Annotated in this window: 13 protein-coding genes and 1 pseudogene; 8 read left to right on the forward strand and 6 right to left on the reverse strand. The window is 38.3% G+C overall.

What is annotated here, in order from left to right:
* Positions 1-9: 9 nt before the first annotated feature.
* Positions 10-594 (reverse strand): hypothetical protein, encoded by a 585-nt coding sequence (locus B5F71_RS02490; RefSeq protein ID WP_005816332.1) that lies wholly within the window; start codon positions 592-594, stop codon positions 10-12.
* A 1015-nt stretch (positions 595-1609) separates the two neighbouring features.
* Between B5F71_RS02490 and B5F71_RS02500 the strand changes: the two genes are divergently transcribed.
* From B5F71_RS02500 to B5F71_RS02535, 8 genes are all read left to right on the forward strand, one after another.
* The gene (locus tag B5F71_RS02500; protein WP_071150142.1) at positions 1610-2173 is read left to right on the forward strand and encodes a helix-turn-helix domain-containing protein; all 564 of its coding nucleotides are present in this window, start codon (positions 1610-1612) and stop codon (positions 2171-2173) included.
* Positions 2170-3432, forward strand: a complete 1263-nt coding sequence (locus B5F71_RS02505) for a site-specific integrase (RefSeq protein ID WP_087207458.1) — start codon at positions 2170-2172, stop codon at positions 3430-3432. Before B5F71_RS02500 ends, B5F71_RS02505 begins: the two co-directional genes overlap by 4 nt.
* 312 nt (positions 3433-3744) lie before the next feature.
* Complete coding sequence (locus B5F71_RS02510; protein WP_087207460.1) at positions 3745-4098, forward strand: helix-turn-helix domain-containing protein; 354 nt, start codon at positions 3745-3747, stop codon at positions 4096-4098.
* A complete protein-coding gene (locus tag B5F71_RS02515) occupies positions 4095-4694 on the forward strand; it encodes a BT4734/BF3469 family protein (protein WP_087207462.1) in 600 nt (199 codons plus the stop codon). The genes B5F71_RS02510 and B5F71_RS02515 overlap by 4 nt, the downstream gene beginning before the upstream one ends.
* Positions 4645-6450 carry a DUF3987 domain-containing protein gene (locus B5F71_RS02520; protein WP_087207464.1) on the forward strand — a complete coding sequence of 602 codons (1806 nt, stop codon included), beginning with the start codon at positions 4645-4647 and terminating at the stop codon, positions 6448-6450. Before B5F71_RS02515 ends, B5F71_RS02520 begins: the two co-directional genes overlap by 50 nt.
* 102 nt (positions 6451-6552) lie before the next feature.
* Positions 6553-6921, forward strand: a complete 369-nt coding sequence (locus tag B5F71_RS02525) for a MobC family plasmid mobilization relaxosome protein (RefSeq protein WP_087207477.1) — start codon at positions 6553-6555, stop codon at positions 6919-6921.
* Positions 6905-7804, forward strand: a complete 900-nt coding sequence (locus B5F71_RS02530) for a relaxase/mobilization nuclease domain-containing protein (RefSeq protein WP_087207466.1) — start codon at positions 6905-6907, stop codon at positions 7802-7804. The genes B5F71_RS02525 and B5F71_RS02530 overlap by 17 nt, the downstream gene beginning before the upstream one ends.
* Entirely contained in the window at positions 7804-8457 is a 654-nt protein-coding gene (locus tag B5F71_RS02535) for a hypothetical protein (RefSeq protein ID WP_087207469.1), read from the forward strand. Before B5F71_RS02530 ends, B5F71_RS02535 begins: the two co-directional genes overlap by 1 nt.
* Before the next feature lie 184 nt (positions 8458-8641).
* On the opposite strand, the pseudogene rhuM reads toward B5F71_RS02535, so the two are convergent.
* The 5 genes and pseudogenes from rhuM to B5F71_RS20925 all read right to left on the reverse strand — a co-directional run.
* A pseudogene (gene rhuM, locus B5F71_RS02540) lies at positions 8642-8989 on the reverse strand (RhuM family protein); the annotation flags it as partial.
* A gap of 50 nt (positions 8990-9039) precedes the next feature.
* Complete coding sequence (locus tag B5F71_RS02545) at positions 9040-10773, reverse strand: ATP-binding protein (RefSeq protein WP_087207471.1); 1734 nt, start codon at positions 10771-10773, stop codon at positions 9040-9042.
* Positions 10754-12007 carry an SIR2 family protein gene (locus B5F71_RS02550; protein ID WP_007566673.1) on the reverse strand — a complete coding sequence of 418 codons (1254 nt, stop codon included), beginning with the start codon at positions 12005-12007 and terminating at the stop codon, positions 10754-10756. The genes B5F71_RS02545 and B5F71_RS02550 overlap by 20 nt, the downstream gene beginning before the upstream one ends.
* A gap of 23 nt (positions 12008-12030) precedes the next feature.
* Entirely contained in the window at positions 12031-14472 is a 2442-nt protein-coding gene (locus tag B5F71_RS02555) for a DUF2357 domain-containing protein (RefSeq protein WP_087207473.1), read from the reverse strand.
* Positions 14473-14489: 17 nt separating this feature from the next.
* Positions 14490-16796, reverse strand: a complete 2307-nt coding sequence (locus B5F71_RS20925; protein WP_241148536.1) for a hypothetical protein — start codon at positions 16794-16796, stop codon at positions 14490-14492.
* Between the last annotated feature and the right edge of the window lie 96 nt (positions 16797-16892).

The raw sequence follows: 16892 nt of genomic DNA on the forward strand, positions 1-16892 counted from the left end.
TCCTCCTTGTTAGCCGAATGTGATTGGATTGATGCAGAAATTCGTGTCCTCTGCCTCATACTCGTATTCATTGATGAAGTCAATCATCTTCTGTTCGCTTCTTCCGTCCTGTGAGACACCAGTCTTCTCACACCACAACTTGATAGCATCACCAAAGGTGGAGTAAGCACCCTCACAATCCTCAAAGAGTTCTCCGTATGCAGTGACGTAGCACTCTTCGGGGAAGAAGTCGTTCTCATCGTGCGTATAGAAGATGTCGCAACCTGGCTCAACCTCTCGCCAACTGATTGAAAGTTCATCGCCAAGTGCCTTGTTCACCTCCTCAAAGAACAAGTCGCATGAAGACCAAGCACTTTCGGTGTCAAAGGACAAGAGGGCATAATCGTCTTCCACGTTCTCCTCATACTCTGCCCAATAGATGTGTCCTCTCACCGAGATGCCTTTCTTCTCGTAGTCAATGCCATAGTGTTCTGCCAAGAGATACAGATACACATTATTACTGTTCACCTCCAACTCTTGGAGTGTGTTCCAAAGGTCTGCCACGGCTTTGCGTGAGCCTGTCACCTTGTACTGAGTGTCGCAAATGTTAGCCATAAGATAAAATTTTTATTTTCTTCCCTTATGTAGAACCAACTACCATCGGGATTGATTAAAGAATTATGTTGCCCCAAAAGGTGTTATGGCTCATCAATGCAAGGTTTTGCCGTCAAATACTACCTCTGCCACAATCAGAGCGTGGAGATTTCACGGACAAACCACAGGCACCGACCTTGCAGGATGAACGCCATGACAGGTACCTTTGCAACACAATTCTTATCAAAGCCCGATGGGGTGGTACATGGCAGACTGCATGGTACAGCAGTGTGAAGTGACGTTATAGGTGGAGATAAGGCTATAAGAGGTTTTTGCAGTCAAAGGAGAAAAGAGTCCACAAAGTGCAGTATCTACAGGACAAAAACACTTTAGTTTACCTTGGTTAGCTCTTATATATATGCTAACCTAAAGTAAACTGTATATATGTCCGTCTAAAACCCGAAAACCGTACGGGTCAGCTTACGTCAGAAACAGAAGTATAGAACCATAGAAGTGGTTCAAGAAGTCTTTCTTCCTTTGACTGCAAAATATTATCTTTGCACGAATCATAATTGCCCTGTAGGATTTAATATAATTTAACACTCTTTGTTGAATGCAAGGAAGAACAGCTTCAATATGCTGAATATCAGTAGTATAACATTGTGTTAACCCTTAATCTGTAGAAAAGGATGTTATCATACAAAGTAATGTCCATTTGTACTTTTTCTATATGGTTTTATACTTACATTTGCATATCATTTGTATCTTGATAACAGTAACTAACTGATTATCAATATACTTTATATTTGAGGAAGTCAAATGATTCCGATAAGTAAACAAATAATAAACAATAAGCAAAAGCGTGCAGCTCAACGAGTTGCACGCTTTTTGCGTTTATAGGGTTCATGGTTTCTATGTGTTTTCTATAGGCTTTTTTATCTCTTATTTGCGACATATTTGCGACAAGACAAAAAAGTAGATAATGTGGAACTAAATTCTACTTATCTATACTAATACATACTTAAAAGTAGATAATATGCCAACAATCGGATTTGAGATCAAAAGAAAGTGCAAAGTCTGCGGCAAGGTTTTCGTCGCAAAGACACTTGACAGCTATTATTGTTCCCCAAAATGTGGTAAAGTGGCTTGGAAGCGCAAAAAGGATGTAAAAGATAGAAATGCAAAATTAGAAGCCATTGCCCAACAAGTACCAGACATCAGAGAATATATTTCTGTAAAGGAGGCAGTAGCAATGTTTGGGGTAGAACGTAGTACTCTCTATCGCTTAATCAAATTGGGACGTATTCCAGTCATCAATTTGGGTACAAGGCTCACGCGTATCAAACGCTCCGAAATGGAACAACTTTTCCTAAAGAGACCGGAAAGTATTGCCGAAAAAGAAAAACCTGTTCCTAAAACATATAGCTTAGAGCCAGAGGACTGTTATACCATTACAGAGATTTGTGAGAAGTACCATATTAATGATAGTTCAGTATGGGCGCATGTTAGAAAATACTCTATTCCCTCACGACAAATAGGAAACTATGTATATGTACCCAAACAAGAAATAGACAATCTATATAAATCTGAAGTAGAATGAAGAAAGCATTACCAAACACCAAAGTGACCGTTAAACTCAGAAAATCAAATTATAAAGATGAGTGGTATCTTATTATAGAGTCATACCCGGTTTACAAGCGAGGCTCTAAACGGGCAAGCCGTGTGGTTGAATCAATTAACCGAACCATATCCACACCAATTTGGGACAAGTCTTCCATTGCACGAATCTTGCCGGATGGAACATTCAATTACAAACCTAAGCGTGATTTGAATGGAATCATCCAATGCCGTTCAACGATAGATCAAGAGGCTTGTATCTATGCCGACAATGTGCGTAAGTTACGGCAGCATGAATACGATAGCGCAATTCTATATACAGATAAAGAGAACGAAATCGCTGCACAAAACGAGCGGAGCGAACAAGACTTTATCAAGTACTTCAATAGCATTATCAGTAAAAGGCATCCCAACAGTTCCGATTCAATTATAGTCAACTGGAGACGTGTGGGCGAACTGTTGAAGATTTATTCTAAAGGACAACCAATCCCATTCAAGGAAATCTCCGTTAAACTACTCGAAGATATTAAGATGTTTCTGTTACGTGCCCCCATGGGAGGAAATAAAAAAGGAACGATCTCACAGAATACTGCATCTACCTATTTCTCTATACTCAAGGCCGGATTAAAACAAGCGTTCGTTGATGAATATCTTACCGTTGATATAGGTGCAAAAGTAAAGGGGATAACAAACATTGAGAAGCCTCGTGTTGCACTTAGTATGAATGAAGTGCAAATGTTGGTTGATACTCCTTGTAAGGACGATGTTTTAAAACGTGCGTTCTTATTCTCTATTCTCACAGGATTACGACATAGTGACATCCAGACTTTGAAATGGAAACAGATTCAGCAAACAAGTAAGGGTACATGGCAAGCAGTTATAGTTCAGCAGAAAACAAAAAGACCAGATTATAAGCCAGTCATACAACAAGCTCTCCAACTCTGTGGAGAACGCCCAAACAATGAAGAATCTCTCGTTTTTGAGGGATTGACAGATGCCTCCTGGATTTCACGTCCTCTGAAAGTTTGGATAGAAGCATCCGGTATAAAGAAGCATATCACCTTCCATTGCGGCCGCCATAGTTTCGCTTCGCTATTGCTGGAAAATGGTGTTGACATATATACAATAAAAGATTTAATGGGTCATACAAATGTCAGAACCACGCAGATTTATACGCACATCGTGAACGAACAGAAAGAAAAAGCAGCTAATACATTACACATCGAAAATTTGACTTTGTAGGTCATGGTGGAAACTTCCACCCTTGAGCATCAACGACTTATAACAAAGAATCATAAACGCATCATAAACACATCATAATTTACCTCTCATTAAGCACCTGCTTTTTGAGGGGTATTTTGCATCATAGATACTCTCAATGGAGAGCATTTTACTATAAAAAGAGTTTGCTCCCTCTTTTATTATCCTTTTGTGTTAATGAAAATTAAATCTATCGGTGGTGAATGAGTGGGTAATTGGTGGCTTTCAAGCACCTATTTAGCACCCATAAACATACATATACTTTTGCGGCATTAACTCTAAAATACGAAAGATATGGCTTATAAAGTAAATTCGTTGGAGGAGATGCCAAATGCATTGTCCTACCTGATTGAGTCCTTAGAGGCTCTACAATCTAAAGTAAATGCCCTGCAGAATAAGCAGGCAAGTAATTCACCCAAGTGGATGGATATAGACGAGCTCTGTGCTTACCTACCATCGCATCCTGCCAAGCAAACGGTTTATGGATGGGTTTCAGCCAAACAAATCCCCGTACATAAAATAAATAAGGCTCTGGCTTTTCTACAATCAGAAATTGATGACTGGTTGAAGAACAAATCGCATAAGACACAGGATGAACTGATGGAGGAAGCCAGACGATTTGTTGAATCCAAAAAGATTATCAGATGATGGGAACGGCTGATTATTGTTTTTCATTCTTTCGCAAGCCCATCCAGAACATCGAACCGATAAGAGCTGTAGGTATTGTGGATGTGTACCGCTATATCACTGGGCATTATGCACAACCACAAACCGAAGCCTTGCGTCTGATGGCTACTTCTCCTGAAGCCAAAAGGTACAAAGCCACCCATTTTGACTATTGTACTTTTTCTGGACTATTCCGTAAACGGAATGAGAGGGAACTGATAATGCACTCCGGATTGATGTGTCTGGATTTTGATCATGTGGAAAATATTATGGAACTAAAGCAAAAGTTACTCAACCATGAGTATTTTGATACGGAACTGTTATTTGTCAGTCCATCCGGTAATGGATTAAAATGGATAATACCCGTTGACTTGAAAGGCTGGGAACATTCCCGGTACTTTAAGGCTGTTACCAACTGTATCAAAGCAACAGGCTTGCCGTTGGTAGATATGTCCGGAAGTGACGTTGCTCGTTCATGTTTTTTGCCACATGATCCACAAGCATATATTAACCCTAAATACAAAGATGATGTCAAAGAAAATATTTTTCGCCCAAGATTGGGAGAATGTCCCTTCTGAAATACAGCAAACAGATATGCCAAGTATTACTCCACTATATAATAAGGTGGAGGAAGATGTGGAAAATATTGTCCGGGAAATAGAGCAGCGTGCCATTGATATAACACCCAATTATAAAGATTGGGTAGAATTGGGCTTTGCGCTTGTGGACGGATTGGGAGAAAATGGACGAGAGTATTATCACCGCATTAGCAGGTTTTACCCTAACTATCAAAGGGAAGAAACCGACAAACAATATACACATTGTCTGCAATCCAAAGGACAAGGTATTACCATTCGTTCTTTCTTCCATCTTGCAAACCAAGCCGGAATTTCGCTGGCTCCATTCAACAAAGAACATTTATCCATTTTGCCAAATATCCAAAATGGAAAAACGGGTAAATGGATAAAGTCAGAGGAAGAACTTCCGGCATTTCCTGAGTGTGTATTCGATCATCTTCCCTCTTTTCTAAATGAGGTTGTCAACAATTCTATATCGCTGGATGACCGTGATACAATATTGATTGGGGCGATTGTGTGTTTGTCTGTCTGCTTTCACAATATTTGTGGAGTGTACGATGAACGCATCGTTTATCCGAACCTTTATCTGTTTGTAGTAGCAGATGCCGGTATGGGGAAAGGTGCGTTGACTTTATGCCGGGAACTTGTAGCCCCTATCAATCGTAATTTGCATGAACTTTCCAAACAATTGGAGCAGGAGTACAAGGAAGCAATGAACGCTTACATCAAAGGCAAGAAAGATGGTGGAATGACCATGCCAACTGAACCGCCTATGCGAATGCTTGTCATTCCTGCCAACAGTAGCGCAAGTTCTTTCCTGAAGATACTGGGAGATAATGACGGAATCGGACTACTATTTGAATCGGAAGGTGACACATTAAGCCAAACTTTGAAGTCGGACTATGGTAATTATTCAGATGTATTACGAAAGGCATTTCACCATGAGTTAGTCAGTTTAAGCCGCCGCAAGGACAGGGAATATTGCGAAGTCAGCAATCCAAGAGTGTCAGTCGCTTTGGCTGGAACTCCCGAACAGGTAAGAAAATTGATACCAGATGCGGAAAACGGTCTGATGAGCCGTTTCTGTTTTTATATCATTCGTTTCAAGAGAGGTATAAGAAACGTGTTTGCCACAAATGATATTTCCCAATCCAAAAATGCCATGTTCAAACTGTTGGGAGATAAATTCTGCCATCTGCATGAAGAATTTGTCAGACAAGGCAATTATTCCTTTTCTCTTCCCTCTGATTTGCAGGAACACTTTATAGAATATCTCAGTCGGGTGAATGAGGAATGTTGTGACGAAGTAGATAACAAGATGCAGGGTGTAGTCCGACGGATGGGGCTGATTGCCTATCGTATAATGATGGTGTTGACCGCTGTCCGGCATTTGGAGAATATGCCTCACGAATCATCTTCCTCTGACGAGACTATACAATTGATTTGCCATAAATATGACTATGCCATAGCCATGAGTATCTGCGAGACCTTGCTTTGCCATGCAGTGTTCATCTATCGAAATTTGTCAGGAAATCAGCCCAAACGTCTACAATCCCTTTCACAAGAAACGGGCATTTACGCACGAAGGAATACCCTTTATAATATGTTGCCAGAAACATTCACCAAAAAAGATTATGACGCAACTGTTTCAGCTTTAGGTGAAAATGGAAGTACGGCAAACAAATGGATAGAAGCCTTTATCAAAGATGGCAAACTAAGCCGAATAGAACAAGGTAAATATAGGAAGATTTTTTGAGTGGCAAGTTTGTGTTTTAGTGTCACTAAAACCTATGCGGCAAGCGGATAGAACTGCCCACTCTCAAAAAATCAATTTATGCACATCAAAGTTTATATGAGTATGAAGGAAAAGAAACTTGGTGGTCGCCCAAAGTTGGCGAGTTACCAGAAACGCACAAAATGTTTCCGGGTAATGTTTACCGAGAATGACTACATCTATATACAATCCAAAGCCCAACAGGCTGGATTGTCTGTCAATGAATTTTGCCACCAGGCCGCAATGGGCTGTGAAGTCGGTCAGCGCATCAGTCCGGAAATGGTGTCGGCAATCCGTGACCTTTCCGGTATAGCCAATAATGTCAACCAGATCGCCCATCAGATGCACATCTATGGTTTGGAAGCAGTGAAACAACAATGCTTTTCTATTATATCAGAAGTCAGCAGAATTATCACCCAAGTAAAAAATAACAGTCATGATAGCGAAGATTAAAACAAGAGCCGATTTTGGAGGAATAGTAAATTATGCCAATGACCAAAAGAACAAGAAAAAGAGTGCTATACTTTTGGCACATGAAGGTGTTTGTGCTATCAACAATAAAACCATAGCAGATTCTTTTCAGGTACAAACCTCTATGCGCCCGAAAGTAAAAAGTCCGGTGAAACACGTATCACTTGCTTTCTCTCCGCAAGATACCATCCATTTTCCCGATGACGAAAAAGGAAATGCACTTATGGTGGAGATTGCCAAGAAATGGATGGAGCAAATGGGGATTCGCAATACCCAATATATCATAGCCAGGCATCATGATACGGAACATCCACATTGCCATATCGTATTCAATCGGATAGACAATGACGGTAATCTCATTTCTGATAGCAACGAACGGATACGAAATGTAAAAGTCTGTCGCGCTCTAACCAAAGAGTATAAACTTTACTTTGCTCCTAAAAACAGCAAAGCTAGAAATAAGAGCCGTTTGCGTCCTCATCAATTACGTAAATATAATCTTCGTTCCTCAACTCTTGATGCGTTGGCAGTATCTCGCTCATGGCATGACTTTTTCCGTATTCTCAAAGAGAAGGGGATAGATGTACGTTTTAATCATGCAGAAAACTCTGATAAAATTCGTGGTATATCCTTTTGTATGGATGAATTTAGCATTGCAGGTTCTAAACTTGATTCAGATCTAAGTTTTAACCGTCTTTGCGCAACATTGGGTAATGTGGCAACAGAACTTATAGTGCAACCCCATCAAGCAATTGTTTCTAGTGCTGGCGGAGGAACTAGTAACGAACAAGGATGGCGGGATGATAAGAACAAGGATAATCAAAGAAACGAACCTTTTTATAAAACCTCAAAACGTAGAAGATAATGAAAGAAGATGTAGTAGCTGCAAATCTTGCAAATTTGCGTCAAAGTATCAATGAATTAAAGGAATGCGTTAATGGGCAGAATGTAACTCCAAACCAAACGGAGCAACATATAAAGGTGGATTTGGATGAAAAGACCATTTATAATGGAGTTGCCAAAAGCTTCTGTACTTGCTGGAACGATGCACTGTCAGTAGTGAAGAAACATGTTTGGAAACAACAACCTGATACATTGCCATTTTCACTATGGTTCCCCAAAATTGTTGACATATTCAAGCAAAAATCAAGGTTACTTGAATACATATATACCCACATTTGTGATTACAATCTCAATCGCCTTAATATTGAGATTAATACGGAGAACATATTAAGACGGCAGGATGAGATACTTTCAAAAATCAACGAACTGAAACATCCAATAACCATTATTCCACCCAATATAAATGGACTGTTTATACGGGGACATCATATTAAACTTCGATATGTTATAGTTATTGTAGCCTTAATTTTGACGTGGGCTGTTGCTGCTTCCGTTAGTAGTCTGAAATATAAGGAAGAATCTTTTGCGCATTATTCCATGTATCGGGTAGTAAAGGAACAACATCAGTACTTAATAGAACAAACAGGGATGAGACTAACTGAAGATACAGAATAGTCATTTGGAGGTAAAGAAGACACTGTCCAGATTTTTGTGTAAATGAAAACAGAATCAAGATATAAGAACAAACTTACAGCTGAATCCTGTTTCCATTTACACAAAATATTTTATAGTGTTATAAAAGGTCATATCTGAAAAGATGTGGCCTTTTTTACTTTACATAATACTATGCTGCACATAACCATTGGCGGAACTGTGTTGCACGGACGCTGTTCACGCGATAACCTACGCTGATAACTGCATCGAGGTTGTAAAATTGGAGCGAACGGCTTACCTCTCTGGCACCTTCTTGACGAACTACCGAGATTTTCTCGGTAGTTGCTTTTTCGTCCAATTCTCCACTATCATAAATATTCTTTAGATGAAGCCCTATATTGTCCGTTGAACAGTTAAATAACATACTCATAGCTTTTTGAGTACACCAAATAGTCTTATCCTTATAATAGACCTCAATGCCTTGTTCCTTACCTTCTATCTGGAATATCAAGAACTCAGCAGTGCTATTTCTTATTTCTCTTCGATTTGCCATAAATTGCTTCTCATATGCATGCAACAATACACTAAACAGCAATAGTCAATTTATATATGTTTACCTTTTTGCTTTAATTTGGGTGTTTGGGAATCTGGTACCTTTTGCGGAGCGTTGACTTTTATTGTTAATGGCATTGGAAAATCTACACCGACAAGAAGTGCTTCTCCTTCTCCAAAACTTGGCAAGAAAGACAGACTATTCCTATTTGCAGCAGATGCAGCATTTTCTACTGCCTTTTTATCTTGTTCATTTATCAATCTATGAACAACAAACGTACCCATTTGACTTAGTGTTCCTAACGGAATATCTCTTGGCATTTGTGTAGCTATACACAAAAATAGTCCATACTTGCGTGCCTCTTTTGAAATTTGTTCAAAGGCATCAAGAGGTTTTGCCGAGAAATATTCATCTGCGATACTTTTATTTAAGAACTGATGAGCCTCGTCCATGAATATAATTATTGGATTATCCTTATAAAGTCCCTTTCTTGCTTCATTCAACAGATAATTTCCTATTGCATTAACTAATATTTCTCTTACTTGGTAATCGAAACTTACTTTTGAAAAATTCAATCGCAAAACACTATTCTCCCCATTCAAGAATTCTTGTATGCCTTCTCTTAAGTCTTTTGCATCGGGAATAGTGTCTTTTCTAAAACCGAAAATTTTATTGTATTCAGATGTTGACATGACATTGTTAATTCGAGATATCAAACTTATACAATTTGAAACATCAGTTTCATTCCTATCTCCCCACATTGAAGGATTATTCCTATCCGAATCCCAATTACATTCATTAGTAATCTGTGCAGCAAGAAGATTGAAATCAAAATTACATGATTTGTCTTCTATCTGTACAATATGATTATAATAAAAAACTTCAAATGCGAGCTTTGTCTTCTTGGCTTTGTATATGTTTCCCTTGATTGGATTTCCTTGAGAATCTTGTTTATAATATAAAGATAACTCAGTATTATTGTCAAGTTTGGACATCTTCAAAGATCTAATAGCTTCCATTAGTTTTGGCACTTGCGTCTTTGAAGACGGATGTAGCAAATAATACAATTCGTCAATTGAAAGATTCTTATAATCGAAAATGTATTCACCTGTACCCAGTTCAATATTCTGTATATTCTTATTGATATTATTGTATTCTCCCGTAGCATCAATCAGAATACATTTGTTTTCCGTGTAATCTGATGCAAGTTCTATAAGTTTTGCCACAGTCCAACTTTTTCCTCCTCCTGTCGTCCCCAAAACAGCACAATGACGACCGAAAAGAGAATTAAGAGAAATATTACATAAGGCATTATTGGATGTTAATTTTCCTAAAGGAGCAAATGGAACATCCTTATCATCTGTTTTTATACCAAATGCAGATATATATGCACCTATTTGTTCGTCAGAACATGAAAAAACCTTAGAACCAACAGATGGATAACGAGAAACAGTTTTGATTATAGACTCAGGTTTGTAAATATCGAATAGAGCAAGTAATTCAACTTTTGCAATTGGATGGAACTGAGTATCTTCTTCATTTATACTTCTATTTGTTATTTCTGTTCTTTCCCCTTGAGGAAGATTCAGTTCAAACACCCTTCCTAAGAAACCGTATTCTTGACCTTCAATAACAACAAAACTGCCAACAGAGCCACCCGAAAAGATTTCTCCATTAAAATAGAATGTATGTAATAATTTTGCAGAAGGAATCTGCAAACGAACATATTGTGGAGTTACCTCACAAACATATCCAACAAATTTGTTATGGTCGAATGGCTTCATAATTATTGGGATTATCTACCTCATAAGAGCTATTATACGGATAGTTTTCTACAAAGGCTTTAAACTTAGAGAAAATTATTGTTACATTTTGAGTGACAGTTCCATCTTCTGCCACAAAATCAGGAACTAAATTATGTGTTATGCCACTTTCTTCCCATTTATCTGCTTCTCCATCTTTGGCGAAGTTTTTCATGCCAAAACAAACAATAAGCAAATGAAAGTTAGGGTTTTGAAGTGCAGCCTCCTTAATAACATTTTGAATATGCTTGTCTTGAAATCCAAAACCTGCAACAATTAACAGAGTTCCCTCTTTTCGAAGGGTACTCTGTAAATGTGACATCATTTCAAAATATGGTTGTTCATAACTGCTTTCATATTTCTCACTTGCAGGATATATGATGCATGGATGATCTGTTGTTTCTTTTTGATATATTTTACCATCTTTCTTTTCCCAATCTATACTACCATGCAATTTAAACAGTTGTATTACATTAGGAACAAAACTTTCTTCGTTCTTAATCCTAGTACGTTCCCTATATACAACGTCATGATCAAAGTTACTTCCATTGAACAATCGTGGATAAGAGAATGAAAAACCATCTATAATGGTATAATTCATTCTTTGAGCAGCTTGCTCAAATAATGTATCATAATTTGTCGTATATAGTTGAACTCGTGGTTCTGCGGGCTTACGCGCTGTTAGTTTTCTAATAAAATCCTGATGGTGTCTATTATTCTCGTCAAGAGGCAACTTGCAAGCATCGGCAATCTTCTTTTCTAATTTACATCTTAAAGAATTGCCTTCGTCGTCTTTAATCTCACCATTCAACTTTTCATACAAAATTGTAAAAGACAAAAAGTCTTCAATATTCTTAGATTCAATAATTGACTGGCATTTATCTTTTAAAATACCATCATTTTGTGTTAATACAGAGCTAATCGCATTTATTTCCTCTTCATAGCTTTGCCATAATTCTGTACGAGTTTTCCCTCCATGAGCCCCATTTTCCATAGAAGTGCCAGCTGCTGTCAAAACTGCAATATTTTTAAGATGACTAGTATATTTACTAATATCATTCGCTATTAAACGAAATGCTTCAGAAGTGGCATACTCCTTGAACTGGGCAACTCCATCTCCATCATTTTGTTGTTGAGGATTATTATCAATATACCAATGTTCCTCATCGTAAGCAACAGATTTGGTTATCGTTTTATATAAGAATATCTTTTCCATTATAATATCCAATTTAATTTAATTTACACTCTATCAACGATAGTCTCTAAGTCATTCAACTTAACCAACATGAATGCCATTCGCTCGTTTCCCCAGTATTTATTAGGAATGTCTTTGACATTGAATAGCAACTTTTGCAATTCAGCATCTGTGCCACTCGGCTTTCTTATTCGAATCATGAAATATGATGAGTTGTGTGGCTCACTTGGATAATTCGACTGAATTAGACGCTCTTTCGTCCATACATCATGCTTTGTTCGGACAATCTTGCAGAGGTTACCGACATATATCTCTCCTTTGACATACAAGAGCAAATACTTTGCTTTGTTCCAAGGAGAATCTGCAATTTTATCCAAAGGAATGTTGTACCAAAGATTGTCAAATGTCCATTGACGTTTCTCTTCACTACCAGCAACCGCCACCATTACCAAATCGTCTGGCAACATTCCAACCTTTTCTTCTTCAGTGATATATGCCAATGTGCGTTGTGGCTTGGCTTTAGCCACATGAGTATCAGCTGTCGTAAATTTCATCAAGATGTCATTCAAATGCACTCTCAGCAAGGATTCGCTATTGGGTAAAAGAGGGAATGCACCGATATTCACACTTTCTATACTAGCACTATAGTAACGTCTCTTGATGTATTCATCGTTACCACGACCAGGAAAGAGGATATAGCCACCAATTATTTCTTTGGAGCGATATGGTTCATGCTCTTTGCTATAATAAATAGCGTCACGGTAGCGATGCATCTGATTGATAGCATCAGTTGGGGGGTAATCACCTCCTGGAAAATTTGACATTTCAGCAATATCTTGCTCCTCAAAATCTTTGTCAAGCTTTTTGTCGTTAATGACACGATATTTCGCATCATACAAATACGTCAAGACAACTTCTCCAGATGCCTTGCGAATATTAAGCACAATGTCTGGACGTTGCTCTGTTGTTGCTGTATTAATGCCCATGCTATACTCATCCTTACCGCTTGTTCGGTTAAATGTATGCTGATAATGAAGAGTTACTACGTCTCCTTCATGTGCTGCCAGTTGCGCCTTACGTTCATCCTTATCATCGTTCTCTGCTTTGGGGTAATGATATTCCACAATATGCTCCAAAGAGGAATTTGTAAATGGATTGAGCAATGTTCCTTTAGGCTCTGTCACCAGTTGTTCATGTGATGGCTTGTTATAGTCAATACCCATGACATCAGCTACCAACTTCTTAATCTTTATGAAGCACCATAGCTCATAAATCTCCCATATTTGTAGAGTTCCAATGTTTGCAGCTCCATTATACAAGTCAATTCCTCGTTTCAATTTCAACCAATCCTTGTAAATTTGCTGATAACCTAATCGGTTTTGCAGTACAAGACTGTCTTGTTTCATACCATCGAAACGACCTACTGTTTTGAAGAATGGGTGTTTCGAAAGTTTTCTCAGAGAATCCTGATAGTCTGTCCACATCTGGCGATGACGTTCTGAAAGCTCTTCTTGAGAGGAACTGAGAACTGACGTTATTACAGAAGAAAGTCGTTTTCCAATACTTTGAAGAGTATATTTCACGAAACGGTTTTCCATCGTGTCGTGTGTAGAATGTGCTTCATTATAGCCAAAGTAATATTCTTCCAGTTTCCCTTCTTTTTTTACTTCGCTATAGCGTTCTTCCATGGCAGGTGTCCAGAACTTAATCTGTTCTGCCTTTCTTGATGTGTGGAAGTTCACAATTTGTGAATGTGGATTCCGTATCACACGTTTTACGTTCTTCACATAGTCATCCACAACGCTTTGGAATGAAGCCATCCATGTGGCATCGGTATTAATCCGTCCTCGACTGAATTGATGGAGAGTAATGCTCAGATAGCGATAGATGACGTTTTCGTACTCCTCGTTAATTTCCCGTAATAGCGACTTGTAATCGTTTTTTGTGTCAAGTTTGGGTGATACTACATCAAAAGTTACATAGCTATCTTTACGGACACCATTCTTCTGATAGGAGAAATCTAGTTTGAACACTCCTGGCTCATTCAAAAAGTCCAACTCTCCCGTGAGGGATTTTTCTTCCCTTCCATTCAACTCTTCATCAACAAAGAAGCTATCCTCTATGTCTTTTCGTACATGGCGGATTTCTGGTACAGAGTCTTTATCTACGCCATGGAATAGTAAGCGGACTTGATATTTACAAGTCTCAAAAATGACAGGCCATAACTTATCCCAAACCTTGCCCGCTGCAAGTTTTGTTTCTTCTTCGTCTTCAGTTTTCTTCCTTGTAATTGGACTGTATAGGCGAAGTTCACATTCATCTTTTGAGGTATAACGACAATATGTTTCTGGCGCATCAATATCTGGATTGTCTTTCCTTGAATAATTGATGCGACCCTTGAAGCGTTCCCACGAATAGCTTATGTCTTGCGTGCGAACAATTACCTCGTAATCAGGATGAATGAATCTTAAAACCTCTGTCTGCATATGTCCTTTCTATACGATTATGGCCAGAAACGAGTGAACTCTTGATTATTCAATCGGTCAATCATTTCTTGTATCTTCTCTTTGGCTGTTTGTTGATGTTCCTTGTCCTTTTCTGCCAGTTTTTCTGCCTCATCATTTTCAGATGTTGTAATATCGCTTGATGTTTCTTTGATGTCTGGAGCCAATTCTTTCAGCCATTCTAAACGATTATCATAAGGTACATTAACTTTACTTTTATATTCTCTTGACAACGCAAACATCTCTGCATCGCCCTCAATGCGTGGAAGAATCTTCATTAACAGAATGTTATTTACAGATTGTGCAATGGCATCATCCAGTACCTTGCCTTCATCGAGCATCACACCAACCATAATGGTCAGTTCGTTCAGCACACGATAACTAACCTCAAAAGGAGTGCCTTTCAATGCCTTGTTGATTTCCTCCAACTGTGATGGAAGTTTTTCTACTAATTCTGCTGCGACATCTGAATGTGCCTCCAGAACCTCGTCGGCAGTGACATATCGACGAGCGAAAGCATTCTGCCATTTTTGTTGCTCTTCGCCAGACAAGTACTCCAAGTTTTTGCTACCACCGAACATATTGCGTAGATTACCTCCATTCATTTCTATGGTCATAGCACGGTCAATCACTTTACGAGAGAACTGATGCGTGGTATCATCCATATTGACTGTACCAATGATTACTACATTGTCCGGAAGGGTTAGTCCTTCGGTTGTCAGGTCTGTACGTTTGCCGACCACTTCATTAATATTACTTTCGGTTTTAATATTAAAGAGTTTAAGGTAGATGTCCCTGTCGGTCAAATTGCTGCTGAAAGGCTCTCCTGTTTGTGCATTCTTTGTGTGGGGTATTTCTGAAAATTCACGGAAATACAGCGCATCAATTATTGGCTCTGTTTTAACCATGGTCATATCAACCTCGCCAGTTTCTTCATTCTTTGGATGCTTGCGAGTTTCCAATATGCTCAAAATCTCTGCAAAGTATTGTTCTACAGGCGCCAGATTCATTTCATCAAGACAAACAAAGAATGGAACTGTAGGGAACATTTTGGCCTTTACCAAGAACTTGACGAACTTAGTGAACTGATAACCACCCTTCCCTAATCGGCTGTAATATCCCAACAATTCTGTTGAGTCATGCCAATTTGGTTTTACCTCAATCATACAATAGTTGCCAGGCGTTGTGCCAGCCTTGTCTTGCAAGTATTTTGGACATGACTTAAAGGCAAATTCACGGACAATACGACTTTTGCCCGTACCAGAAATTCCTGCAAGTAGAAGGAAGGGCTTTGTCTGAAGAGCTGCTACAGAACGTAAAATATCGCCATTATTTAATATTTTTTCAGATGGTTTCCAGCTTGAAACAAATGCAGATTTTGGCTTATCTGACATGTACATAAGTGCTTCAATTGCACCTTCTTCTATTGATTTCATAATAACACTATATGATTTTGATAATTCCTTATTTTTACTACACACGTTTTTGAGTGTTTCAATGATGTTCGCTTTCTGGCAAAGGGTACTTTCATCATCATAGTATAATCCTCTAAAAGGAGAATTGTTTAAATTGTTTTTTTCTACTAGATAACAACTGTTAAGAAATTCCGGGAAATACTTATCTGCAATTCCATAGAACCCTCTGGGTTCCACATCTTTTGCAGAACCCAACATAAATAACGCCATCTTTTGGTGATGAATATTAGTTAGTGAAATGCCGTTTCTGATGCATTCATTTAATTCATCAACACTAGAGAAAGAACTTCTTATATTCCTGGTTTTATTATCTATTATTCGTAAAGTAATCTGGTCTTGTCGCCCATGAAGATAATCCAATATTGTTTTAGAAGTTCTAGCTTCTTTTAATTCACAACAAAATCCAGATAATAAATACCTTAACCAAGTTATTCTGTCACTGCCTTCTGGGATAGGAAAACTCTCAAGTAGTCGATGTACAACTGAATTAACTGATATTGAAAAACCATCAATTTCGAAAGGTTGTACAATTGAAAAAATAGCATTTATTGCAGCTATTGCTCTATGTATTGAATTAGAGTCGTTCTTTTCATATGCTTGGTATAAAAGAGCGACAATGTAACCAAGCCTTGATTGTACATTTTCTCCATTTTTAATAGAGTTTAAGGCCTGCATACCTTTTGTAAGTTCATGATTTAGTAAACCTATTCTAAAAAGTTCTTTAGCTCTAGAACGGCCATCAGAAGTAGAAACTCCTAGTGCCTCAGTTAAGTTTGTGGCATCATCGGGAAATGTACCAACTAGAATGTTACGATTCCATGGCAGAGTCAACCAGCGAGTGCAACATTACGAAATATTTTTGAAAAAGACCTCAGCCGGAGTCAAGAAATTGAGTTTTTCTCTCGGTCTGGCATTAATTTTCTTCCT

This window comes from Bacteroides sp. An269, from assembly GCF_002159755.1.
Taxonomy (GTDB): Bacteria; Bacteroidota; Bacteroidia; order Bacteroidales; family Bacteroidaceae; genus Phocaeicola; species Phocaeicola intestinalis.

Bases quoted from the DNA above. Each gene is read 5' to 3' on its own strand.
- B5F71_RS02500 (WP_071150142.1), top strand. From the start codon at position 1,610: ATGCCAACAATCGGATTTGAGATCAAAAGAAAGTGCAAAGTCTGCGGC.
- B5F71_RS02520 (WP_087207464.1), top strand. From the start codon at position 4,645: ATGTCAAAGAAAATATTTTTCGCCCAAGATTGGGAGAATGTCCCTTCT.
- B5F71_RS02505 (WP_087207458.1), top strand. From the start codon at position 2,170: ATGAAGAAAGCATTACCAAACACCAAAGTGACCGTTAAACTCAGAAAA.
- B5F71_RS02555 (WP_087207473.1), bottom strand. From the start codon at position 14,472: ATGCAGACAGAGGTTTTAAGATTCATTCATCCTGATTACGAGGTAATT.
- B5F71_RS02545 (WP_087207471.1), bottom strand. From the start codon at position 10,773: ATGAAGCCATTCGACCATAACAAATTTGTTGGATATGTTTGTGAGGTA.
- B5F71_RS02530 (WP_087207466.1), top strand. From the start codon at position 6,905: ATGATAGCGAAGATTAAAACAAGAGCCGATTTTGGAGGAATAGTAAAT.
- B5F71_RS02550 (WP_007566673.1), bottom strand. From the start codon at position 12,007: ATGGAAAAGATATTCTTATATAAAACGATAACCAAATCTGTTGCTTAC.
- B5F71_RS02510 (WP_087207460.1), top strand. From the start codon at position 3,745: ATGGCTTATAAAGTAAATTCGTTGGAGGAGATGCCAAATGCATTGTCC.
- B5F71_RS02490 (WP_005816332.1), bottom strand. From the start codon at position 594: ATGGCTAACATTTGCGACACTCAGTACAAGGTGACAGGCTCACGCAAA.
- B5F71_RS02525 (WP_087207477.1), top strand. From the start codon at position 6,553: ATGAAGGAAAAGAAACTTGGTGGTCGCCCAAAGTTGGCGAGTTACCAG.
- B5F71_RS02515 (WP_087207462.1), top strand. From the start codon at position 4,095: ATGATGGGAACGGCTGATTATTGTTTTTCATTCTTTCGCAAGCCCATC.
- B5F71_RS02535 (WP_087207469.1), top strand. From the start codon at position 7,804: ATGAAAGAAGATGTAGTAGCTGCAAATCTTGCAAATTTGCGTCAAAGT.